Origin of the sequence: Nonomuraea glycinis (assembly GCF_035920485.1) — a bacterium.
In the GTDB taxonomy this organism is placed as follows: domain Bacteria; phylum Actinomycetota; class Actinomycetes; order Streptosporangiales; family Streptosporangiaceae; genus Nonomuraea; species Nonomuraea glycinis.
The window spans coordinates 7,863,876-7,884,389 of the sequence record NZ_CP109166.1 but is presented as its reverse complement, the minus strand read 5'-3'; the positions used below and the strand labels follow the sequence as shown (position 1 = coordinate 7,884,389).

General features: G+C 71.6%; 22 protein-coding genes. 16 read left to right on the top strand and 6 right to left on the bottom strand.

Annotated elements, in window-relative coordinates; genetic code table 11:
* Window positions 1-16 precede the first annotated feature (16 nt).
* From OHA68_RS37160 to hypE, 12 genes are read left to right on the top strand one after another with little or no spacing between them, the layout of a single operon-like run.
* Window positions 17-1,810: a nickel-dependent hydrogenase large subunit gene (locus tag OHA68_RS37160; RefSeq protein WP_327104429.1), complete on the top strand. Its 1,794-nt coding sequence runs from the start codon at window positions 17-19 to the stop codon at window positions 1,808-1,810.
* 2 nt (window positions 1,811-1,812) lie between these two features.
* Window positions 1,813-2,433, top strand: a complete 621-nt coding sequence (locus tag OHA68_RS37155) for a NifU family protein (protein ID WP_327104428.1) — start codon at window positions 1,813-1,815, stop codon at window positions 2,431-2,433.
* Window positions 2,430-3,266 carry a DUF5947 family protein gene (locus OHA68_RS37150; RefSeq protein WP_327104427.1) on the top strand — a complete coding sequence of 279 codons (837 nt, stop codon included), beginning with the start codon at window positions 2,430-2,432 and terminating at the stop codon, window positions 3,264-3,266. The genes OHA68_RS37155 and OHA68_RS37150 overlap by 4 nt, the downstream gene beginning before the upstream one ends.
* The gene (locus tag OHA68_RS37145; protein ID WP_327104426.1) at window positions 3,266-3,493 is read left to right on the top strand and encodes a hypothetical protein; all 228 of its coding nucleotides are present in this window, start codon (window positions 3,266-3,268) and stop codon (window positions 3,491-3,493) included. Before OHA68_RS37150 ends, OHA68_RS37145 begins: the two co-directional genes overlap by 1 nt.
* Window positions 3,494-3,510: 17 nt before the next feature.
* Entirely contained in the window at window positions 3,511-4,155 is a 645-nt protein-coding gene (locus tag OHA68_RS37140) for a DUF6084 family protein (RefSeq protein WP_327104425.1), read from the top strand.
* On the top strand, window positions 4,155-5,102 hold the full coding sequence (locus tag OHA68_RS37135) for a hypothetical protein (protein ID WP_327104424.1): 948 nt from the start codon (window positions 4,155-4,157) through the stop codon (window positions 5,100-5,102). The genes OHA68_RS37140 and OHA68_RS37135 overlap by 1 nt, the downstream gene beginning before the upstream one ends.
* Window positions 5,099-6,091 carry a hydrogenase maturation protease gene (locus OHA68_RS37130; protein ID WP_327104423.1) on the top strand — a complete coding sequence of 331 codons (993 nt, stop codon included), beginning with the start codon at window positions 5,099-5,101 and terminating at the stop codon, window positions 6,089-6,091. The genes OHA68_RS37135 and OHA68_RS37130 overlap by 4 nt, the downstream gene beginning before the upstream one ends.
* Window positions 6,092-6,102: 11 nt before the next feature.
* Window positions 6,103-6,210: a DUF6893 family small protein gene (locus tag OHA68_RS45470; RefSeq protein WP_372462253.1), complete on the top strand. Its 108-nt coding sequence runs from the start codon at window positions 6,103-6,105 to the stop codon at window positions 6,208-6,210.
* 4 nt (window positions 6,211-6,214) lie between these two features.
* A complete protein-coding gene (locus OHA68_RS37125; RefSeq protein ID WP_327104422.1) occupies window positions 6,215-6,580 on the top strand; it encodes a hydrogenase maturation nickel metallochaperone HypA/HybF in 366 nt (121 codons plus the stop codon).
* Window positions 6,558-6,830 carry a HypC/HybG/HupF family hydrogenase formation chaperone gene (locus tag OHA68_RS37120; RefSeq protein WP_189140682.1) on the top strand — a complete coding sequence of 91 codons (273 nt, stop codon included), beginning with the start codon at window positions 6,558-6,560 and terminating at the stop codon, window positions 6,828-6,830. The genes OHA68_RS37125 and OHA68_RS37120 overlap by 23 nt, the downstream gene beginning before the upstream one ends.
* An 18-nt stretch (window positions 6,831-6,848) precedes the next feature.
* On the top strand, window positions 6,849-7,976 hold the full coding sequence (gene hypD / locus OHA68_RS37115; RefSeq protein ID WP_327104421.1) for a hydrogenase formation protein HypD: 1,128 nt from the start codon (window positions 6,849-6,851) through the stop codon (window positions 7,974-7,976).
* A complete protein-coding gene (gene hypE, locus OHA68_RS37110) occupies window positions 7,973-9,166 on the top strand; it encodes a hydrogenase expression/formation protein HypE (RefSeq protein ID WP_327104420.1) in 1,194 nt (397 codons plus the stop codon). The genes hypD and hypE overlap by 4 nt, the downstream gene beginning before the upstream one ends.
* Before the next feature lie 26 nt (window positions 9,167-9,192).
* On the opposite strand, the gene hypF is transcribed toward hypE, so the two are convergent.
* From hypF to recD2, 5 genes are all read right to left on the bottom strand, one after another.
* Window positions 9,193-11,463 carry a carbamoyltransferase HypF gene (gene hypF / locus OHA68_RS37105; RefSeq protein ID WP_327104419.1) on the bottom strand — a complete coding sequence of 757 codons (2,271 nt, stop codon included), beginning with the start codon at window positions 11,461-11,463 and terminating at the stop codon, window positions 9,193-9,195.
* Window positions 11,460-12,149, bottom strand: a complete 690-nt coding sequence (locus tag OHA68_RS37100; protein WP_327104418.1) for a D-sedoheptulose-7-phosphate isomerase — start codon at window positions 12,147-12,149, stop codon at window positions 11,460-11,462. The genes hypF and OHA68_RS37100 overlap by 4 nt, the downstream gene beginning before the upstream one ends.
* Window positions 12,146-12,994, bottom strand: a complete 849-nt coding sequence (locus tag OHA68_RS37095) for an SIS domain-containing protein (RefSeq protein ID WP_327104417.1) — start codon at window positions 12,992-12,994, stop codon at window positions 12,146-12,148. Before OHA68_RS37095 ends, OHA68_RS37100 begins: the two co-directional genes overlap by 4 nt.
* A gap of 197 nt (window positions 12,995-13,191) precedes the next feature.
* Window positions 13,192-14,388, bottom strand: coding sequence for a L,D-transpeptidase (locus OHA68_RS37090; RefSeq protein WP_327104416.1), 1,197 nt, complete (start codon window positions 14,386-14,388; stop codon window positions 13,192-13,194).
* 161 nt (window positions 14,389-14,549) lie between these two features.
* Window positions 14,550-16,763: an SF1B family DNA helicase RecD2 gene (gene recD2 / locus OHA68_RS37085; protein ID WP_327104415.1), complete on the bottom strand. Its 2,214-nt coding sequence runs from the start codon at window positions 16,761-16,763 to the stop codon at window positions 14,550-14,552.
* Between the two features lie 146 nt (window positions 16,764-16,909).
* Between recD2 and OHA68_RS37080 the strand changes: the two genes are divergently transcribed.
* Complete coding sequence (locus OHA68_RS37080) at window positions 16,910-17,509, top strand: YdcF family protein (protein ID WP_327104414.1); 600 nt, start codon at window positions 16,910-16,912, stop codon at window positions 17,507-17,509.
* A gap of 50 nt (window positions 17,510-17,559) precedes the next feature.
* Window positions 17,560-17,856, top strand: a complete 297-nt coding sequence (locus OHA68_RS37075; RefSeq protein ID WP_327104413.1) for a hypothetical protein — start codon at window positions 17,560-17,562, stop codon at window positions 17,854-17,856.
* 28 nt (window positions 17,857-17,884) lie between these two features.
* Here OHA68_RS37075 and OHA68_RS37070 read toward each other — a convergent pair whose 3' ends face one another.
* Complete coding sequence (locus tag OHA68_RS37070; protein ID WP_327104412.1) at window positions 17,885-18,658, bottom strand: neutral zinc metallopeptidase; 774 nt, start codon at window positions 18,656-18,658, stop codon at window positions 17,885-17,887.
* A gap of 220 nt (window positions 18,659-18,878) precedes the next feature.
* On the opposite strand from OHA68_RS37070, the gene OHA68_RS37065 reads away from it, so the two are divergent.
* Together OHA68_RS37065 and OHA68_RS37060 are read left to right on the top strand one after the other, a co-directional pair.
* Window positions 18,879-19,406 carry a DUF7144 family membrane protein gene (locus OHA68_RS37065; protein ID WP_189140692.1) on the top strand — a complete coding sequence of 176 codons (528 nt, stop codon included), beginning with the start codon at window positions 18,879-18,881 and terminating at the stop codon, window positions 19,404-19,406.
* A 51-nt stretch (window positions 19,407-19,457) separates the two neighbouring features.
* Complete coding sequence (locus tag OHA68_RS37060) at window positions 19,458-20,492, top strand: alpha/beta hydrolase family esterase (protein WP_327104411.1); 1,035 nt, start codon at window positions 19,458-19,460, stop codon at window positions 20,490-20,492.
* The last annotated feature ends 22 nt before the right edge of the window (window positions 20,493-20,514 follow it).

Here is a 20,514-nt window from a genome sequence, read left to right as displayed (position 1 = left end):
AAGGGGGGACGTCGAGGTGACGGCCCGATCAGTGCAGGCGCAGGAGACCCGCGAGCTGGTGGAGATGTCGTGGGATCCGATCACCCGGATCATCGGCAATCTGGGGATCTATACGAAGATCGATTTCAAGAATCGGGAGGTGGTGGAGTGTAAGAGCACGTCGTCGTTGTTCCGTGGCTACAGCGTGTTCATGAAGGGGAAGGATCCGCGGGATTCGCATTTCATCACCAGCCGGATCTGTGGCATCTGTGGTGACAATCATGCGGTCTGCTCGATCTACGCGCAGAACATGGCGTACGGGATCAAGCCGCCGCCGCTGGCCGACTGGATCATGAATCTGGGTGAGGCCGCGGAGTACATGTTCGATCACACGCTCTTCCAGGACAACCTGGTGTTCGTCGACTACTGCGAGCAGATGGTGAAGGAGACGAATCCGAGTCTGCTGCGCCGGGCGGAGACGACGCAGGCGCCGCGTGGTGACATACACGGGTATCGCACGATCGCGGACATCATGCGGGCGTTCAATCCGTTCGTCGGGGACATGTACCGCGAGGCGTTGCAGGTGAGCCGGGTGACGCGGGAGATGTGCTGCCTGATGGAGGGGCGGCATGTGCATCCGTCGACGCTGTATCCGGGTGGGGTGGGGACGGTGGCGACGCCGCAGTTGTTCACCGACTATCTGGTGCGGCTGATCAGGGTGCTGGACTTCGTGAAGAAGGCCGTGCCGATGAACGACGACGTGTTCGACTTCTTCTACGAGGCGCTGCCGGGGTATGAGGAGGTGGGTCGCCGGCGGGTGATGCTGGGCTGCTGGGGGGCGTTCCAGGACCCGGCGGTGGTGGACTACGACTACCGGCACATGGACGAGTGGGGCCGGGCGATGTTCGTGACGCCCGGGATCGTGCTGGACGGTGAGCTGCGCACGACGAACCTGGTCGACATCAATCTGGGGATCAGGATCCTGCTGGGGAGCTCGTTCTACGACGACTGGGTGAGTGAGGAGCGGTTCGTCGAGCGTGACCCGCTGGGCAATCCGGTCGATCAGCGGCATCCGTGGAACCAGACGACGCTGCCCAAGCCGCAGAAGCGGGATCTGGACGGCGGCAACTACAGCTGGGTGATGAGTCCCCGCTGGTTCGACGACCGTACCGGCGATCATCTGGCGCTGGACACGGGGGGCGGGCCGCTGGCGCGGTTGTGGACGACGGCGCTGGCGGGGCTGGTGGACACGGGGCCGGTGCGGGCGACCGGGCGGAGCGTGGAGATCAATCTGCCGAAGAGCGCGGCGTTCCCGGAGATGCGGCTGGAGTGGCAGGTGCCGCGGTGGGCGAACACGATCGAGCGGAACCGGGCGCGGATGTACTTCGTCGCGTACGCGGCGGCGATCGCGTTCCATTTCGTGGAGCAGGCGCTGACGGAGGTGCGGGCGGGGCGGACGAAGGTGTTCACGGACTTCGACGTGCCGGAGGAGGCGATCGGCTGCGGGTTCCATGAGGCGGTGCGGGGGGTGCTGTCGCATCACATGGTGATCCGCGACGGGAAGATCGCGAATTATCATCCGTATCCGCCGACGCCGTGGAACGCCAGTCCGAGGGACGTGTACGGGACGCCGGGGCCGTATGAGGACGCGGTGCAGGGCATGCACATCTTCGAGGAGAACGGGCCGGAAAACTTCAAGGGCATCGACATCATGCGGACGGTGCGGAGCTTCGATCCGTGCCTGCCGTGCGGGGTGCACATGTATCTGGGTGACGGGAAGGTGCTGCGGCAGGTGCACTCCCCCACGCTCGGGATGAGTGCGGGGGGTTAGCGGTGGAGGAGCGGGAGGTCGCCGAGCGGGTGCGCCGGGTCGAGGCGCTGCTGGAGGTGGCCGACGAGCGGGCGGTGGAGCTGGCCGGGGCGCTGCTGGAGCTGTACGGGGAGGCGTTGTCGCGGGTGATGGCGACGGTATCGGCGGTGTCGGCTCCCCCGCCGGCTCCCCCGCCGGCTCCCCTGCCGGTTCCAGGCTCTCCCGTCTCGGCTCCTGGGGCGGCTTCGGTCTCGGCTGTCTCGGCTTCGGGGGCGGTGGAGGGGCTCGTGGAGCGGGTGGCCGCTGATGAGCTGGTGTCGCATCTGCTGTTGTTGCACGGCCTGCATCCGGTGGAGGCGCGGGTGCGGGTGGAGCGGGCGGCCGCGCGGGTGGCCGGGGTGGCGGCGGAGGTCGTGGAGGTGGGTCCGGGGGTGGCCCGGGTGCGGTTGCGGCGGGCGGCGAAGGGTTGCGGCTCGTCGCGGGACGCGCTCGGCTCGGCGCTGGAGGCGGCGGTGCGTGACGCGGCGCCGGAGATCGAGCGGGTCGAGATCGAGGTCGTGGACAGTGCGCCGCCTGCCGTGGTGATCCCCGTGGAGGAGCTGTTCCGGGCTCCGGTACGGGGTCCGTCGGGGATGCCGGCGTGAGGCCGGGCGTGACGGGCGGCGCCTTGCGCAGGCTCATCGCCGGGGAGTTGACCGGCGTCCGTCCGGGAGCCGCCACCGTGCCGCCCGCTCCCCCCGCATCGCCCAGCCCCGCGCCGCACCCCGGTCCTGCCTCGCCGCCCGGTTCCGTGTCGTCGTTGCCGTACGACCTCGCGTCGTCGTACGACCCGGTCGGGGTGCGGGCGGGTGGCGAGAGGCGGGAGGACGGGGAGCGGTGTGAGGTGTGCGCGGCCGCCGTGGCGGCGGAGCACCGGCATCTGCTGGAGGTGGCCGGGCGGGAGCTGCGGTGTGCGTGCCGGGCCTGCGCGGTGCTGTTCGATCGGGCGGCGGCGGGTCCGGGCGGGGAGGCGCGGTACGTGCTGGTGCCGGATCGCCGGTGGCTGGTGGAGGGGTTCGTGCTGGATGACGCCACCTGGGCGGGGTTGAGCATTCCGGTGCGGATGGCGTTCGTGGTGGAGGACTCGGCGGCGGGGCGGGCCGTGCTGGTGTATCCGAGTCCCGGCGGGCCGGTGGAGTCGCCGCTGGAGGAGGCGACGTGGGAGGGGTTGCGGCGGGCCAATCCGGTGCTGCGCGGCCTGGCGGCGGATGTCGAGGCGTTGCTGGTGAATCGTACGGGGCCGGTGCGGGAGCACTGGATCGTGCCCGTCGATGACTGTTACGCGCTCGTCGGCCTGTTGCGGACCCGGTGGAAGGGGCTGGCGGGCGGGCCGGAGGTGTGGCGGGAGATCACGAGCTTTTTCACCGGACTACGCCGGCGGTCCAGGATCGTGTCGCCGGCGGATGAGGCGCTGGGCAGGGGAAAGGGGATCGCGTGATGGCCAGGAAGAAGAGGACCGAGCCCATCGTGACCGGGCGCAGGCAGGTGCGCCCGGACGCGCCGGCGCACGTCAAGGGCGTGCGCGAGGGGAACGCGACGGGGAACTACGAGGGGCAGCCGGGTCATCTGCCGGACGGGAGGTCGACCGCGGCGCGGTCGACCGGGATCAACGCCGCCGATCGGGACGCGATCGATCCGGACATGCCGAACCTGTCCCCCGCCTGACTCCGGTGGACGGTTCGATGACGGCCGGGGTGCCGGTGCTGTCGATGACGGTGGACGGGGTGCGGGCGGCGGAGTACGCGGCGGTGCCCACGCTGGAGTTCATGCTGCGGATCGTGCACGCGGGTGGGCCGCCGGTGCGGTCGCTCACGCTGGACACGCAGGTGCGCATCTCCCCCGCCGGGCGGGCTTATGACGAGGCGAGCCGGGAGCGGCTCGCGGAGTTGTTCGGCCGGCGGGAGGAGTGGAGCCGCAATCTGCGGAGTCTGCTGTGGGCGCAGACGGTCACGCAGGTGCCGGCGTTCAGCGGGGAGACGGTGGTGGCGGTGCGGCTGGCGTGCACCTATGACTTCGAGGTGGCGGTGGCGAAGTACTTTCACGGGTTGCGGGAGGGGGAGATTCCGCTGGAGTTCCTGTTCAGCGGGACGATCTTCTATCTGGTGGAGGGGCGGCTGCTGGCCGGGCGGGTGCCGTGGGACTGCGAGGCGGGGTTCCGGATGCCGGTGCGGGCGTGGCGGGAGCTGATGGACCGGTATTTCGCCGGGAGCGCGTGGGTGCGGCTGGATCGGGAGGTGTTCGACCGGTTGTACGCCTACCGGGTGCGGCACACGCTGACCGGCTGGGACGACGTGCTGGACAGGTTGTTGAAGGAGGGCGGTGGGTGATGGACGAGCTGGATGACGAGGCGGGGCGGCTGGCGCGGGCGGTGCTGTACGAGGGGTATCTGTTGTGGCCGTATCGGCTGTCGGCGTTGAAGAACCGGCAGCGGTGGACGATCGGCGGCGTGCATCCGGAGCCGTACGGGCGGGCGCGGGCGGGGTATGCGTGGTGGTCTGGGACGCAGTGCCTGCTGAAGGCGGACACGGGCGCGGATGCGGCGGTGACGGTGCGGGTGCGGTGGCTGCATGTGGTCACGTGCGAGGCGGATCCCGTACGGGAGGGTTTTCCGCGCGAGGAGGCGGTGGAGCGGGAGGTGGCGGCGTGCGGGCTTGCGGTGGCGGCGCTGCTGCGGGAGCCGCGGGTCGTGGAGATCGACGTGCCCGCGGGGCGTGAGGTGGCGGCCGGTGGGGTGGTGCGCTGCTGGGAGGCGTTGCGCGGCCGGGTGGAGGTGGCGGCGGAGTCGCTGCGGCCGGGGCTGGTGCGGCTGTCGGTGCGGGTGGTGAACACGACCGCGTGGTGCGGTGAGGAGCGCGGGGAGGCGATGCGGCGGACGCTGGTGGCGGCGCACACGGTGCTGCGGGCGGACGGTGGCGCTTTCGTGTCGCTGATGGATCCGCCTGAGGGGTTGCGCGGGTTCGCCGAGGGGTGCCGGAACGTGGGCGGGTGGCCGGTGCTGCTGGGTGCGGAGGGTGATCGCCGGGCGATGCTGTCGGCGCCGATCATCTTGTACGACCACCCGCGGATCTCGCCGCAGAGCCCGGGTGATCTGTTCGACGCGACGGAGATCGATCAGTTGCTGACGTTGAGTGTGCTGGCGCTGAGCGAGGAGGAGCAGCGGGAGATCCGGGAGGGGGATCCGCGCGGGCGGGAGATTCTGGAGCGGTGTGCGGCGTTGTCGCCGGAGCAGTTGATGCGGTTGCACGGGATCGTGCGGGCGGAGCCGGCGTCGTGACGGGGCTGGGCGCGGGCGCCGGTCGCGGCGGCGACTCCCCTGACTCCCCTGACTTCCCTGACTTCCCCGGCGAGGCCGGCGCGGCGGAGTTCGACGGGTCCGGGCGGGTCGGGGCCGGGCTGGATTTCTGGGCGCGGATGGAGCGGCGCGGGCCGGAGGAGGTGATGGTGGCCGGGTGGCCGGTGCGGGAGGGGTGCCGGGTGCGGTTGCGGCCGGCGCGGGCGCGGGCCGACATCATGGATCTGGTCCTGGACGGGCGGGTGGCGGTGGTGGAGTCGATCGAGCAGGACCAGGAGGGCGTCTTTCACTTCGCGGTCACCCTGGACGACGATCCGGGGCGTGATCTCGGGCAGGCGCGGCTGCCGGGGCACCGGTTCTTCTACTCGGCCGAGGAGATCGAGCCGGTGGAGCCGGAGGAGGGTGCGGAGCGGGCGGCGCGGGTGCTGGTCGCCGGGGTGGGCAACGTGTTCTTCGGTGATGACGGGTGGGGCGTGGAGGTGGTCCGCCGGCTCGCCGAGGAGCAGTGGTCCGGCACGGGGCCGGACGAGCTGGTGGATGTGGTGGACTTCGGCATCCGCGGCATGGATCTGGCGTACGCGCTGCAACGGGACTACGGCCTGGTGATCATCGTGGACGCGGCGGTGCGGGGGCAGGCGCCGGGCACGATCACGGTGCTGGAGGTGGATCAGCCGCGTCATGATCTGCCGGGTTCGGACCTGCCGGAGTCGATCGGGTCGGGGCCGGTGGAGGCGCACGGCATGGATCCGGTCAGGGTGCTGCGGCTGGCCGCGGAGCTCGGCCGGGTGCCGGAGCGGGTGATCGTGATGTGCTGCGAGCCGGCGGTGGTGCCGGCGGGCGAGCCCGGCGAGGACGTGCTGGTGGAGCTGAGCGGGCCGGTGCGGGCGGCGGTCGGGCCAGCCGTCCGCCTGGTGATGGACATGATTGCGGAAAGTGCCGGGCCTGGCTCCCGGCCGGGGTGTGAGGGATGAGGTGACCTGACATGAGGATGTCGCGTATCGCGGCTCTGGTCATGATTTTCGGGACGGTGGCGCTGGTCGTCCACCAGTGGCCGGAGATCACCCGGTATCTGAAGATGAAACGGATGTAAGCGGATGCACGAGGTCGGGATGTGCGAGGGCCTGGTCGAGCTGATCCAGCGGCGCGCCGAGGGCAGGCCCGTGACCGGCGCGCGGGTGCGGGTCGGGGTCCGGCACGCGGTCGTCGGGGACGCCTTCGAGCAGGCTTTCGCGCTCGCCTCTGCGGGCACGCCCGCCGAGGGCGCCGTGGTGGATCTGGTGGTGACGCCGGTCACCGTGGCGTGCCGCTCCTGCGGGAGCCGCAGCGAGTCGCTGGACGTGCTGGCGCTGTGCCCGCCGTGCGGCAGCGATGAGGTGGACGTCAGCGACGGTGACGAGCTGGTGCTGGAGTCCGTCGACTTCGGGAAGGAGCCGCGCGATGTGCCTGGGGATTCCCGGTGAGCTGGTGGCCGACGCTCCCGAGCATCCGGATCTGGCGGTGGTGGAGGTCGGCGGGGTGCGCCGGCGGATCAACGTGGGGCTGCTGGCCGATGAGGAGCTGAGGATCGGCGACTGGGTGCTGGTGCATGTGGGGTTCGCGCTGTCGAAGATCTCGCAGGAGGAGGCGCGGGCGGTGCTCGGCTATCTGGAGGGGCTCGGGCGGGACTACGACGACGAGCTGGACGCGCTGCGGGCGTCGGACATCACGTGAGGACGAGGGGGGCGGCCGGTGCGGTTCGTCGATGAGTACCGGGACGCCGGGAAGGCCAGGGTGCTGGCCGCGGACATCGCCGCGCGGTGTGAGCCGGGGCGGCGGTACACGTTCATGGAGGTGTGCGGGGGGCACACGCACACGATCTACAAGCATGGGCTGGAGGATCATCTGCCGGAGCAGGTGGCGCTGGTGCACGGGCCGGGCTGCCCGGTGTGCGTGATCCCGATGGGGCGGGTGGACGACGCGATGCACATCGCCGCCCAGCCGGATGTGATCATGACGTCGTTCGGCGACATGATGCGGGTGCCGGGTGGTGCGGGGTCGTTCCTGGACGCGAAGGCGGCGGGGGCGGACATCCGGATGGTGTATTCGCCGCTGGACGCGCTGAAGATCGCCAAGTTGAATCCGGGGCGGCGGGTGGTGTTCATGGCGATCGGGTTCGAGACGACCGCGCCGTCGACGGCGATGACGGTGCTGCGGGCGGCGGCCGAGGGGGTGGAGAACTTCTCGGTGTTCTGCAACCACGTGCTGATCATTCCGGCGATCAAGGCGATTCTGGACTCCCCTGATCTGCGGCTGGACGGGTTCATCGGGCCTGGTCACGTGTCGGCGGTGATCGGGTGCCGGCCGTATGAGTTCATCGCCCGGGAGTACGGCAAGCCGCTGGTGGTGGCGGGGTTCGAGCCGTTGGACGTGTTGCAGTCGGTGCACATGCTGCTGGGTCAGCTCGGTGAGGGGCGGGCCGAGGTGGGCAACCAGTACGGGCGGGTGGTGCCGTGGGAGGGCAACCGGACCGCGATGGAGGTCATCGGCAAGGTGATGCGGTTGCGGCCGTACTTCGAGTGGCGGGGGCTGGGGTTCATCGCACAGTCGGCGCTGTCGGTGGCCGATGAGTACGCGGCGTTCGACGCCGAGCGGGTGTTCGACCTGCCGGGGTTGCGGGTGGCCGATCCGAAGGCGTGTCAGTGCGGCGAGGTGCTGAAGGGGGTGCTGAAGCCGTGGGAGTGCAAGGTGTTCGGCACCGCGTGCACGCCGGAGACGCCGATCGGGACGTGCATGGTGTCGTCGGAGGGGGCGTGCGCGGCCTACTACACCTTCGGCCGGTTCAGTCGTGAGCGTGTGAGGGAGGCGACCCGGGCATGAGTTCGGAGCCGGCCGTCGAAGGACGGGCCGAGGGGCGGGCCGAGGGGCGGGCCGAGGGGGCGGAGCGGGCGGTGGTGGAGTCGCGGGCCGGTGTCGTGCCCGGTGGCTCCTCGTCCGGGGGGCGTGAGCAGCAGGTGCTCGATCGGATCGCCCGGGTCCGGCGGCGCAGGGCGGTGGTCAGGGAGGAGCGGATCACGCTCGCTCACGGGGCGGGTGGCAAGGCCACGCAGACGCTGATCGAGGCGGTGTTCCTGGAGGCGTTCCGCAACCCGGTGCTGGCGGCGCTGGAGGACGGGGCGACGCTGTCGCTGGACTGCGCGCGGGCGGCGTTCACGACGGACTCGTTCGTGGTCTCGCCGCTGTTCTTCCCCGGCGGGGACATCGGTGATCTGGCCGTCAACGGGACGGTGAACGACCTGGCGATGTGCGGGGCGCGGCCGGCGTTCCTGTCGGCGGGGTTCATCCTGGAGGAAGGGTTCCCGGTGGCCGACCTGCGGCGGATCGCCGCCTCCATGGCGGCGGCGGCCGGCGCGGCGGGGGTGTCGATCGTGGCCGGCGACACGAAGGTGGTCGAGCGGGGCAAGGCCGACGGCTGCTACGTGACGACCTCGGGGGTCGGGCTGCTGGAGCGGCAGGTGAGCCTGTCGGCCGCCGGCGCCCGGCCCGGGGACGCGGTCATCGTGTCCGGCCCCATGGGCGAGCACGGGGCGGCGATCATGCTGGCGCGGGGCGATTTCGGGATCGAGGCGCCGATCGTCTCCGACACCGCTCCCCTGCACGGCCTGGTCGCGGCGCTGCTGGACGCGTTGCCGGGCGGGGTGCGGTCGCTGCGGGACGCCACCCGCGGCGGGGTGGCCACCGTGCTGAACGAGGTGGCGACCGCTTCGCAGGTGGCGGTCGTGGTGGAGGAGGAGGCGCTGCCGGTGCGGGCGGAGGTGACGGGCGTGTGCGAGCTCCTCGGCATCGATCCGCTGTACGTGGCCTGCGAGGGCCGGTTCGTGGCGGTGGTCGACGGGGAGCACGCCGATCGGGCGGTGCAGGTGCTGCGGGGGCAGCCGGGTGGCGCGGGGGCGGTGCGGATCGGGACGGTGCGTGATGATCCGCCGGGTCTGGTGCTGCTGCGGACGGTGTTCGGCGGCACCCGCATCGTGGACCTGCTCGTCGGCGATCCGCTACCGCGCATCTGCTGAGCTGCCGTGCCGGTCCCCCGCCGGGGTCAGGTGCGGGTGGTCTGGGCGGCGGCTGCTACCGCTTGGCCCAGGCTGAGGCCGCCGTCGTTGCAGGGCACCCGGTGGTGGGTCAGTACCCGGAAGCCGTGGCGGCGCAGCCGTTCGGTGATGCCGCCGAGCAGCAGGGTGTTGGCGAACACGCCGCCGGACAGCGCCACGGTGCCGAGCCCGGTGGCGTCGGCGACCAGGCGGACCGCCGCGGTGACCGCCTCGGCCAGCCCGTGGTGGAAGCGGGCCGCGATCACGCCGGTCGCCACTCCCCCGCGCAGGTCCGCCGCCACCGCCCGGATCAGGTCGGTGCTGGTGATCACGACCGGCGGGCCGGGGGTCACGGTGACCGGGTAGCCGTCGCGGACGGTCCGGTCGGCCCGCTGCTCCAGCTCCACCGCCGCCTGGCCCTCGTAGCCCGCCCGGTCGCAGATGCCGGCCAGGGCGGAGACCGCGTCGAACAGCCGCCCGGCGCTCGAGGTGAGCGGCGCGGCGGGGCCGCCGGCGGCCAGCACGGCGGACACCGCCTGCCAGGCGGCCGGGTTGCGGGCGAGCACGTCGAGGCCGTGGGCGGGCTCGCGGGCGGCGTGCAGGAAGGCCGCCGCCATCCGCCACGGCTGGCGGACGGCGGTGGCGCCGCCGGGCATCGGCACCTGCTCCAGATGCCCGGCCCGGTCGAACGTGGCCAGGTCGGCCACCAGCAGCTCGCCGCCCCAGACGGTGCCGTCGCCGCCGTGGCCGGTGCCGTCGAAGGCGACGCCGATGACCGGTCCCGGCTCGCCGTGCTCGGCCAGGCAGGAGACGATGTGGGCGTGGTGGTGCTGTACCCCGATCGTGTCGACGCCGTCGAGGCTGAGCGCGTACTTCGTGGACAGATACTCCGGGTGCAGGTCGTGCGCGACGAGGGCGGGCTCGATGCCGGTCAGCCGCCGTAGCCGGCCGAGTTCGGTGGTGTAGGCGCGCAGGGTGCGGTAGTCCTCCAGGTCGCCGAGGTGCTGGGACAGGATCGCGCGGTTGCCCTGGGCCAGGCAGAAGGTGCTCTTCTGCTGGGCTCCGCAGGCGAGCACCGGCAGGGGGAAGGGCCATGGCAGCCGGAGCGGTTCGGGGGCGTACCCGCGTGCCCGGCGTATGGGCAGGGGGGCGCCGTCGAAGACGCGCATCACCGAGTCGTCGACGGGGGCGTGGATCGGGCGGTCGTGGCTCAGGAAGGCGTCGGCGATGCCGCCGAGTCGCCGCCGGGCGTCCTCGTCGTCGTGGGCGATCGGCTCGCCGGAGCTGTTTCCGCTGGTGAGGACGTACGGGTGGGTGAGTTCGCGGCAGAGCAGGTGGTGCAGGGGCGTGTACGGCAGTGCGACGCCGAGCTCGCGGGTGCCGGGCGCCACGGAGGGGGCGACGGGCGCGGCGGCGCGGCGGGGCAGCAGGACGATGGGGCGGCGGCGGCCGGACAGCAGGCGGGCGGAGGTGTCGTCGAGGTCGCACAGTTCCCGTACGGCGGGCAGGTCGGCGGCCATCACCGCGAAGGGTTTGCCGGTGCGGCGTTTGCGGGTGCGCAGGGTCGTCACGGCGGTGTGGTCGGTGGCGTCGGCGGCCAGGTGGTAGCCGCCGAGTCCTTTGACCGCGACGATGGCGCCGGTGGCGAGCAGGGTGGCGGCTTGGGTGAGGGGGTCGCCGGGCAGTGCCGTGCCGTCCGGGGCGCGGAGCGTGAGGGTGGGGCCGCAGGCGGGGCAGCAGATCGGCTGGGCGTGGAAGCGGCGGTCGCGCGGGTCGCGGTATTCGCGGGCGCAGCGGTCGCACAGGGGGAAGCCGGCCATGGTGGTGGTGTCCCTGTCGTACGGGAGCGCCAGGATGATGGTGAAGCGGGGGCCGCAGCCGGTGCAGTTGACGAACGGGTAGCGGTGGCGGCGGTCGGCCGGGTCGAACAGTTCGGCGAGGCAGGCGTCGCAGGTGGCGACGTCGGGCGGGATGAGGGCGTGGGCGGGCGCGCCGGTGACGCTGGGCGCGATGGTGAAGGCGCGGGCGCCGGTCGGTGGGATGGGGGTGAGGCTGACGCGTTCGATGACGGCCAGCGTGGGTGGCCGGTCGCGGAGGGCCTGCACCAGGGCGGTGACGGCGGCGGGTGGGCCTTCGGCCTCGATGAAGACGCCGCCGTGGTCGTTGCCGACGAGTCCGGCCAGGCCGTAGGTGGAGGCGAGGGCGTGCACGAACGGGCGGAAGCCGACGCCTTGGACGATTCCTTCGACGTGGATCCTGGTCCGGATCCGCTCGTTCATCGTTGGTCCAGGGCCTGCTGGGTCAGTTGCCACAGCACGTGGTAGGCGGTGGTCTGCGCCTCCTGGATGCGGTGCACCGACGATGACGGGATGACGAACAGGTGGTCGGCGAGGTTCTCGTCGGCCATCCGGCCGCCGCCGGATCCGGCGAGGCCGACGGTCACCATGCCGGTGCGGCGGGCTTGTTCCAGGCCGCGCAGGACGTTCGCGGAGCCGCCGCTGGTGGACAGGGCGATGGCGATGTCGCCGGGGCGGCCGAGTGCGGCGAGTTGGCGGGCGAAGACGACGTCGAAGTCGACGTCGTTGGCGAGCGCGGTCAGCAGGGCCGCGTCGCCGGTCAGGGAGAGGGCGGGCTGGGCACCGCCCCTGCCGCCCCTGATGGCCGGGTCGCCGGTGCTGCCGGAGTCGCCCGGGTCGCCGGGGCCGCCCGGGTAGCCGGTGGAGAACAGGTGGGCGACGGACTGGGCGTCGGTGCTGCTGCCGCCGTTGCCGAAGGCGAACAGGGTGCCGCCGGCCCGGAAGGCGGTGGCGAGGGCGTCGGCGCAGGCGGTCAGGGCGGGGCCGAGGTCGTTGAGCACGCGCAGGCGCAGGTGGAGGCTCTCGGTGGCTTTGGCGACGGTGGAGCGGGTCAGCTCCTCGGCGGTGGTGGCGCCGGGTTGCAGGAAGGGGTAGAGATGGCCGGTCATCGGCTCTCACCGCCGAGCACCGCGATGGCCTCCTTGGCGTGGACCAGGACCACGTCGCCGACCTGTGCCTGGACCAGGGCCACGCTGATCTCCTCGGTTCCGGCGTCGGTGGCGGCCAGCGCGAGGCCGCCCGGCCGCAGCTCGGTGATGTGCACGGGTGTCGCGGCGTCGGCACAGGTGAGGCAGACGTCGTCGCGGCAGCCGGGCGGGTTGCTCGCCAAGCTGTCGGGACTTTCCAGGAACACGTGGGCGAGCTCCCACAGCAGGTGGTAGGTGGTGACGTGGATCTCTCTGGCGATCAGTGGGTCGTCGCTGCGCGCCACCAGCACGTGGTCGGCCGCCGGCGACGCACCGCCGCCGGCTACCAGCGCATCCGGGCCACCTGAGCCGCTGTCCCCCTCTGGGGGTTCGCCCGATGTCAGCGCAATGGTGAGCATGCCGAGTGCGCGGGCGGCCGCGAGCGCGTCGAGCACCTCGCCGCCGCGCCGGGCGTCGGTGAGGATGCCCATCGCGATGTCGCCGGGCCGCCCCAGCAGCCGGAGCCGGGCGGCGAACAGGGTGGGCGAGGCGCCGGTGGACGGTGTGTCGGTGGACAGGGAGAGGGCGGGCAGGGCCCGCTTGCCGACGATCACGGGGTGGGTGAACTCCACCGCCACGTGCCCGGCGTCGGCTGCGGCGGGGCCGTCGCCGAAGGTGAGGAGCCGGCCGCCTCGCCGGAAGCGGGCCGCCAGGTCGCGGGCGGCGGCGGTGATCCGTTGGGCGTCCTGGGCCAGGGCCGTGCCGGGGGCGGTGCGGGCTGCGGCGGCGTGGCCGAGCGGTCCGGCCGCCGGTGCGTGCTGGTTCATCGCCGTTCCCGTCGCCGATGGTGGTCATCTCGGGGCGTGTGCCCTTTCGGATGACATGCTCCATCGGCGGCGGGGTTCGGGCCGGGCGGGGGCGTTCAAGGTCGGGCCAAGTTTTGGCCGGGACGTTCAGCGGCCACGATGCGGCCCGGGCGTGGCCCGGATGTGGCTGGGGTGGATCAGACCTGGGGGTGGGTGGGTCAGGCCTTGTCGCCGCCGAGGGCGCTGCCCTTCTGCCACTGCTTGAACGACATCTGCCAGAAGCCCCAGCCGTTGTTCCACTCGAGGTCGCGGTCGGTGCCGGTGATCTCGACGACGTCGCCGCGCTGGAAGGTGTCGAAGTACCACTTGGCCTGGTCGGGGCGGGCGTTGATGCAGCCGTGGCTGACGTTGCGGACGCCCTGGGCCCACACGTTGTTCTTGGCGTGGACGTACTCGCCGCTGTTGGAGATGCGGACCGCGTGGTCGATCATGACGTCGTAGTAGCCGGGGTCGCCCTTCTTGCGGCCGGGCGAGATCATGCGGACCGGGCTGGCGCGCTCCATGGTGAGGTGGACGCCGGAGGTGGTGGTGTATTCGCGGGTGGTGCCCATCCCGGCGCTGATGCGCATCGTCTGGATGCGCTTGCCGTCGCGGTAGACGTACATCATGTGCTTGTCGGCGGAGACCTTGGAGATCATCTTGGCGCCGATCTTCATGCTGTAGTCGTAGTTCTTCATGCCCCACAGGCCCTTGCCGGCCTTGACGCCGTCGAGGTCGGCGTTGAAGGTGACGGTCTGGTGGGCGGCCCAGTATTTGGCGGGGCGGTAGATGGCGTAGGTGTCGTCGATCCACCGCCAGGCGCCGTCGGCGGGCTTGTCGGACTCGACCTTCAGGGCGCGCTCGACGGCGGCCTTGTAGGTGACCGGCTGGGTGAACCTGACCATGATCGGCATGCCGACGCCGACCTTCTCGCCCTTGACGTTGGGGGTGACGTCGGCGATCGCGAGGACGCGTTCGGGCTTTTGGGTGGTGAAGGTGCTGGCGGCGGTGGTGACGCCGGAGGTGGCGGTGATCTTGTAGCTGGCGTCCGGCTTCAGCGGTGTCTTGGAGATCCACCGGGTCTTGTCGGCGTTGTACTTGCCGTCGACCGGCTCTCCGTCGCCTTCGGCGACGACGTCGTCGAGGGCGCCGCCGGCGGCGGTGACGACGACCCTCTTGCCGGGGCTGACCTTGGTGCTGCCCTCTTGGGGGGTGATGGCGATGGTGGGGGCTTCAGGGGTCGCCGAGGTGGTGGCGTTGTCGTCGGCGGCCGGTCCCGCACCGGGGACCCCGCCGGAACATGAGGCTGTGAGGGCGGTCGCGGTGGCCACTGCCACGCCTGCGACGATCTTCCTCCAGCCGGTCTCAACCTTCACCGCGAACCTCTTCCCGCTATCATCTGCCGCACTAAAACCTTAATGCTCCTGCATGTATGACGCGGAATCATTTGGGAGAGTTCGGTCACATTTCGATCACTTCCGAGAGTAAGGCGCAGGTCAGCGCCGGGTCAATGCCCGGTAAACAATCATCGGGCAGGTCAGGGGCGGGACAGCCGGTGGGTGAGGCTCGTGTGCCGCCGCCCCGCCCCCTTGGTCCGTACGGCCTGCGCCAGGGCCCGGCGGGAGCCGACGATCACCACGAGCCGCTTGGCCCGGGTGATGGCGGTGTAGAGCAGGTTGCGCTGCAGCATCATCCAGGCGCTGGTGGCCAGCGGGATCACCACGGCCGGGTATTCGCTGCCCTGGGAGCGGTGGATGGAGACGGCGTAGGCGTGGGCGAGCTCGTCGAGCTCGTCGAAGGCGTAGTCGACCTGCTCGTCCTCGTCGGTGAGCACGGTCAGGGAGCTGTCGTCGGGCTGGATGCCGGTGACGATGCCGACGGTGCCGTTGAAGACGCCGGCGGCGCCCTTGTCGTAGTTGTTGCGCAACTGGGTGACCTTGTCGCCGACGCGGAAGACGCGGCCGCCGTAGCGGCGTTCGGGCATGCCGTCGCGGGCGGGGGTGAGGGACTCCTGCAGGGCGATGTTGAGCGCGCCCGCTCCGGCGGCGCCGCGGTGCATGGGGGCGAGCACCTGCACCTCGCGGCGCGGGTCGAGGCCGAACCTGCGCGGGATGCGGCGGGCGACCACGTCCACGGTCATGGCGGCGATCTCCTCCGGCTCCTCGCACGGGAACAGGAAGAAGTCCTTCATGCCCTCCAGCACCGGGTGGCGGCCGGTGTTGACGCGGTGGGCGTTGACGACGACGCCGGACTCCTGGGCCTGGCGGAAGATCTGCGTCAGCCGTACGCGCGGGATGTCGTCGGCGGCGAGCAGGTCTTTGAGCACCTCGCCCGCGCCGACGGACGGCAGCTGGTCGACGTCGCCGACGAACAGCAGGTGCGAGCCGGGCGCGACGGCCTTGACGAGCTTGTTGGCCAGCAGCACGTCGAGCATGGACGCCTCGTCGACCACGACCAGGTCGGCGTCGAGGGGGTTGTCGCGGTCGAAGGTGGCCTCGCCGCCGGGGCGCAGCTGCAGCAGCCGGTGCACGGTGGTGGCCTCGTGGCCGGTGAGCTCGGCCAGCCGCTTGGCGGCCCGGCCGGTGGGGGCGGCCAGGATCACCTTGGCGCGTTTGGCGCGGGCCAGGGTGACGATGGAGCGGACGGTGAAGCTCTTGCCGCAGCCGGGGCCGCCGGTCAGCACGGCGACCTTGCGGGTGAGCGCCAGCCGGACGGCCTGGCGCTGCTCGGTGGCCAGCTCCGCGCCGGTCTGGCCGTGCAGCCACTGCTCGGCCTTGTCCCAGTCGACGTCGCCGAACGCCTTGAGCCGGTCGTGGCCGCTGTGCAGCAGCGTCAGCAGGGAGCCGGCCAGGGACAGCTCGGCGCGGTGGAACGGCGGCAGGTAGACGGCGGGCACCACGTTGTCGCCGGCGGGGATCTCCTCGCGGACGGCGCCCTCCTCGGTGACGAGGTCCTCCAGGCAGGTGACGGTCAGGGGGGCGTCCACCTCCAGGATCTTGACGGCGTCGCCGACCAGGTTGGGGGCCGGCAGGTAGCAGTGGCCGTCGTCGGCGGCCTGCGACAGGGTGTAGCGCAGACCGGCCTTGACGCGCTCGGGGCTGTCGTGCGGGATGCCGACGGCCTGGGCGATGGTGTCGGCGGTCTTGAAGCCGATCCCCCACACGTCGTCGGCGAGCTTGTACGGCTGGGCCCGGACGACGTCGATGGAGCGCTCGCCGTACTGCTTGAAGATGCGCACCGCGATGGAGGTGGAGACGCCGACCCCCTGCAGGAAGATCATCACCTCTTTGATGATCTTCTGTTCCGCCCAGGCGGCGGCGATCATCTTGGTGCGTTTGGGGCCCAGCCCCGGCACCTCCACCAGCCGCTGCGGCTCCTGCTCGATCACGTCGAGGGTGTCGGTGCCGAAGTGGTCGACGATCCGCTCGGCCATCTTCGGGCCGATCCCCTTGATCAGACCGGAGCCGAGATAGCGGCGGATGCCCTGCACGGTGGCCGGCAGCACGGTGGTGTAGGACCACACCTCGAACTGCTTGCCGTAGCGGGGATGGGAGGTCCAGCGCCCGGTCAGCCGCAGCGACTCCCCCACCTGCGCGCCCAGCAGCGGCCCCACCGCGGTCAGCAGTTCGGCCCCGGAGCGGGCGGTGGCGACCCGCGCGATCGTGTAGCCGGTCTCCTCATTCGCGTAAGTGACGCGCTCCAAGACCGCGTCCAGGGTCGCAGCGGGCGGACCGCCTGCACCATCGACCACGAAACCCTCACTCCCCAGCCGTCCCGGGGGCCAGCGTAGAACACGCCGAGGCCGGCCGAAATCTTGACCGTGGCCACGTTCGCGCTCGTGTTCGGCGAAGGCGAATACGAGCGCGACCGCGCCTCGCGGTGATCTAGAGTCGCCGCATGCGGCGAAGGACGGGATGGTCGATCGCCGGGGCCGCGGTCCTGGCCTGGGGCGAGTGGCTGAACTGGCGCTGGTCCCGAGCTCTCGTGAAGGACGGCGGGGGCGCCGCCGAGGCCGTGGTCGTGCTGGGATACCGCAACCCGCAGGCGACGGTGAACCTCGTCAACCGCTGGCGAGTCCGTGCCGGCCTTCGCTCCATCGCCGCCGGCAGTGCGCCTGGCACCGTCGTGATCTTCAGCGGCGGTGCGACCGGCGGGGGCGCCGCGGAGGCCCGGTTGATGGCCGGCTACGCGACGTCGGCGCTCGCCTTCGACGGCGCGGTGCTGCTCGAAGACCGGAGCGCGACGACATGGGAGAACATCACGAACGTGATTCCCCTGCTGGAGAACGCCGACCGCATCAAGATCGTCTCCCAGCCGGCTCACGCGCTCAAGGCCCGCGCGTACCTGCGGCGGCAGCGCCCTGACCTCGCCGAGCGGCTGGTGCGCGCGGATGACTACCGCCCCGGCGAGTGGATGGCCGTCAAACCGCTGCTGGCTCTGTACGGACTGTGGACCCTGCGCGGTCTCAAGGCCGACGAACGGAAGATCTCGCTGTAGACCGCCCCGGCCGACGCCGGCGGACCCACGAGGGCTGGTACAAAGGGGGCATGAGTGATTCCGTCGGGTATTCCCCGCGGCCGAACGTGCCGCCGGCCCGGCCTGTCCGCAGCCGGAGGTACCGCGTGTGGGCCCAGGTGCTGCTGTGGACCCCGATCGCGCTCACGGTGGCCGCCGTCGTCCTCGGCCTGGGGCTGTTCGCGGCCGCTGACGCCGACGCGACGCACAGCTCGTCCGCCCTCGGCTATCTCGGCCTCGTCGTGTGGGGCGGCCTCGCGGTCCTGTCGCCGGTCCTGCTCGGGTCGTTCATCGCCGGGCTGATCATGGTGATCCGCAGCCGCGGCTGAGGCCGCGGCGAGATCCCCGGGCGCCGGGTCACGACACCCGTGCGGAGGGGACCGTCCAGGTGTTGCACGCGGCGGGCGAGCCGGAGCGAAAGCCTTTGTCGAGCCAGGCGGCGATGTTGCGCCCCTTGCCGTGGGTGCGGTTCTTGCTCTGCTCGTCGCCGCTGTCGCGGTCGATGTCGAGCAGGACCTTCCAGTCGCGCGAGGTACGGTCCAAGGACTTCCAGGTGCTGCCGATGAACACCCCGGCCAGGCATTCGGCCTGCAACTCCAGGCGGCGCAGCTGCTCGTTCAGCTCGCTCTTGCCCTTGTAGGGGTGCCGGTCGAAGGCGCGGCTGATCCCGGTGAGGTTCTGCACGTGGTGCCCGAACTCGTGGGCGGCGACGTCGAAGAGGAACAGGTCCGACGGCTCGCCGAGCAGGTCGCGGTTCAGCAGGAAGACGAAGCGCCGTTCGTCATCGCAGTAGCGCGCCGCGGCGTCCTTCCAGGCGGTTCCGCAAAAGCGCCGCGGCTTGGTGATGAAGGCGACCCTGGCTTTGGTGAACGGCAGGCCGGCTCGTCGGAAGTGAGCGGCCCAGGAGGTGTTGAGGCAGTTCACCACCGTGGTCAGGTAGCGCTTGGCGGCCCGGACGTCGTTCGGCTTGACCGGGTGTTCGGTGCACTGGCTCGGCCGTAGCGGGCCGCTGCGGTAGAGCTCGTTCGCGGTCAGGGCGCGATCGCGGATGGGGTAGGTGGCGGCCTGGGCCGTCCCGGCTAACAGGATCGAGCCCAGGATGAAGGCCGCGAGGAGGGGGGTGAGGCGCATGATCACCATCCTAGGACGCGAGATCCGGCCAGGTTGTGGCGAAATCCTGTTTTACCCAGCCATGAGACACCTGTGCGAAGGACCGTGATATGCCGGTTCAAGGGGGGTAGGGCGGTGTGACAAGGTGCCAGATCCGCTCGCCCTGTTGAGTCCCCGAAGCGCATGGCCAGGGCTCCTGACGTGCCGGGCCGCAGGCGCGGAAGGGCGGAAGGAGCCGAACATGGCACAGCAGCATCATCCACAGGCCCGCCAGACGTCCCAGGAACAGGCGACGACGGCCGTACCCCAGCAACGGGAAGGACCCACGCGGTCGCAGCAGGAGGAGCCGCCCCGGCTGACCGGGTGGCTCGGCTGGGTGCTGTTCGCCGGCTTCACGATGGTGATCGTGGGATGCTTCCAGGCGGTGATGGGGCTGGTCGGCATCTTCAACACCGACTTCTACGTCATCACCGCGAACAACCTGGCGATCCCCGTCAACTACACCACCTGGGGCGTGGTCCACCTGATCCTCGGGGTGATCGTCGCCCTCGCCGGGCTGGCCGTCATGGCGGGCAAGACGTGGGGACGCGCGGTCGGGATCTTCCTGGCGGCGATCCAGGCGATCGTCAACTTCGCCTGGTTCCCCGCCTACCCGTTCTGGTCGCTGATCGTCATCGCCGTCGACATCCTCGTCATCTACGCCCTGCTCGTCCACGGCGGCGAGATGCGCGGCCTCACCCGGCAGGGCGCGCGCGGCGCCACCCAGTGATCCACGTGTAGCGTCGCATCTGGCCGTCGACCGACCCGGCGAAGGAGCCAGATGACCACGACGCGCATCGGTGCCGGCCCTCCTCACGCCGCCGGGAAGCGGTGGCCGGGGAGGGCCGTACGCGTGTTCGGGCTCGCCTTGGCGGCGCTGCTGCCGGCTATGGCCGGCTGCGGGCAGGCGCCCGAGCGGCCCTCGTCGCCGCCGAAGACGTCTTCGGCGGCGGCGTCTTCGGCGGCGACGCAGGACGGGTGCGCGGGCGGTGCGCGGCTCACGGCCGGCAGGCACAAGCTGACGTTCGCCGGCGAGGACCGCGTCTTCCTGCTGACGCTGCCCGAGGGCGACGGCCCGCATCCGGTGCTGCTCAACCTGCACGGGCTCGGCTCCACCGCCCGCGAGCAGGCCGCCTACAGCCGCCTGCCCCGGGTGGGCGGCCGGCGCGGCTACATCGTCGCCACCCCGCAGGTGGCGAAGGACCGGCTCGCCTGGACGCTGCCGCACGGCTTCGGCCCCGACGACACCGGTTTCCTGGGCGCGCTGCTGGACCGGCTGGAGCAGCGGCTGTGCGTGGACCGGCGGCGCGAGTTCGCCGCCGGCCTGTCCTACGGCGGCGCCATGGCCACGGCGCTGGTGTGCGGCCTGGACGGCAGGCTGGCCGGGGTGGCGGCCGTCGGCGGCGTCAACATCGTCCGGCCGTGCCGGGACCCGGAGCCTGCCACGCTGGTCGCCTTCCACGGCACCGCCGACCGCGTCGTCCCCTACCGGGGCGGCCACCCGCTGCGTGACGCCCCCGGCGACCTGCGCAAACTCGCCGACCTGGTGACGCTCCAGCCGGTGGAGCAGGTGACGCGCGGCTGGGCGGACGCGCTCGGCTGTCCCTCCGCCGCCACCACCGCTCCCGCCCCCGGGGTACGGCTGCGCACCTGGACAGGCTGCGCCCGCGGCGCCCGCGTACACCTGTACACGATCAGCGGCGGCGGCCACACCTGGCCGGGCCCGATCGAGGTGTCCACGCTCGGCGCGACCAACCGGCACCTGGACGCCACCCGGCTCATCCTGGACGCCTTCGACGCGGCCCGGCCCGTCTGAAACGACCAGGCCGGGGGCCCGG

Excerpts from the sequence above, each read along its gene's own strand:
- OHA68_RS37120 (WP_189140682.1), top strand. The coding sequence starts at position 6,558 with ATGTGCCTGGGGATTCCCGGTGAGCTGGTGGCCGACGCTCCCGAGCAT.
- OHA68_RS37095 (WP_327104417.1), bottom strand. The coding sequence starts at position 12,994 with ATGAACCAGCACGCACCGGCGGCCGGACCGCTCGGCCACGCCGCCGCA.
- OHA68_RS37125 (WP_327104422.1), top strand. The coding sequence starts at position 6,215 with ATGCACGAGGTCGGGATGTGCGAGGGCCTGGTCGAGCTGATCCAGCGG.
- hypF (WP_327104419.1), bottom strand. The coding sequence starts at position 11,463 with ATGAACGAGCGGATCCGGACCAGGATCCACGTCGAAGGAATCGTCCAA.
- OHA68_RS37100 (WP_327104418.1), bottom strand. The coding sequence starts at position 12,149 with ATGACCGGCCATCTCTACCCCTTCCTGCAACCCGGCGCCACCACCGCC.
- OHA68_RS37080 (WP_327104414.1), top strand. The coding sequence starts at position 16,910 with ATGCGGCGAAGGACGGGATGGTCGATCGCCGGGGCCGCGGTCCTGGCC.
- OHA68_RS37075 (WP_327104413.1), top strand. The coding sequence starts at position 17,560 with ATGAGTGATTCCGTCGGGTATTCCCCGCGGCCGAACGTGCCGCCGGCC.
- hypE (WP_327104420.1), top strand. The coding sequence starts at position 7,973 with ATGAGTTCGGAGCCGGCCGTCGAAGGACGGGCCGAGGGGCGGGCCGAG.
- OHA68_RS37140 (WP_327104425.1), top strand. The coding sequence starts at position 3,511 with ATGACGGCCGGGGTGCCGGTGCTGTCGATGACGGTGGACGGGGTGCGG.
- OHA68_RS37135 (WP_327104424.1), top strand. The coding sequence starts at position 4,155 with ATGGACGAGCTGGATGACGAGGCGGGGCGGCTGGCGCGGGCGGTGCTG.
- OHA68_RS37070 (WP_327104412.1), bottom strand. The coding sequence starts at position 18,658 with ATGCGCCTCACCCCCCTCCTCGCGGCCTTCATCCTGGGCTCGATCCTG.
- OHA68_RS37060 (WP_327104411.1), top strand. The coding sequence starts at position 19,458 with ATGACCACGACGCGCATCGGTGCCGGCCCTCCTCACGCCGCCGGGAAG.
- OHA68_RS37065 (WP_189140692.1), top strand. The coding sequence starts at position 18,879 with ATGGCACAGCAGCATCATCCACAGGCCCGCCAGACGTCCCAGGAACAG.
- OHA68_RS37145 (WP_327104426.1), top strand. The coding sequence starts at position 3,266 with ATGGCCAGGAAGAAGAGGACCGAGCCCATCGTGACCGGGCGCAGGCAG.
- OHA68_RS45470 (WP_372462253.1), top strand. The coding sequence starts at position 6,103 with ATGAGGATGTCGCGTATCGCGGCTCTGGTCATGATTTTCGGGACGGTG.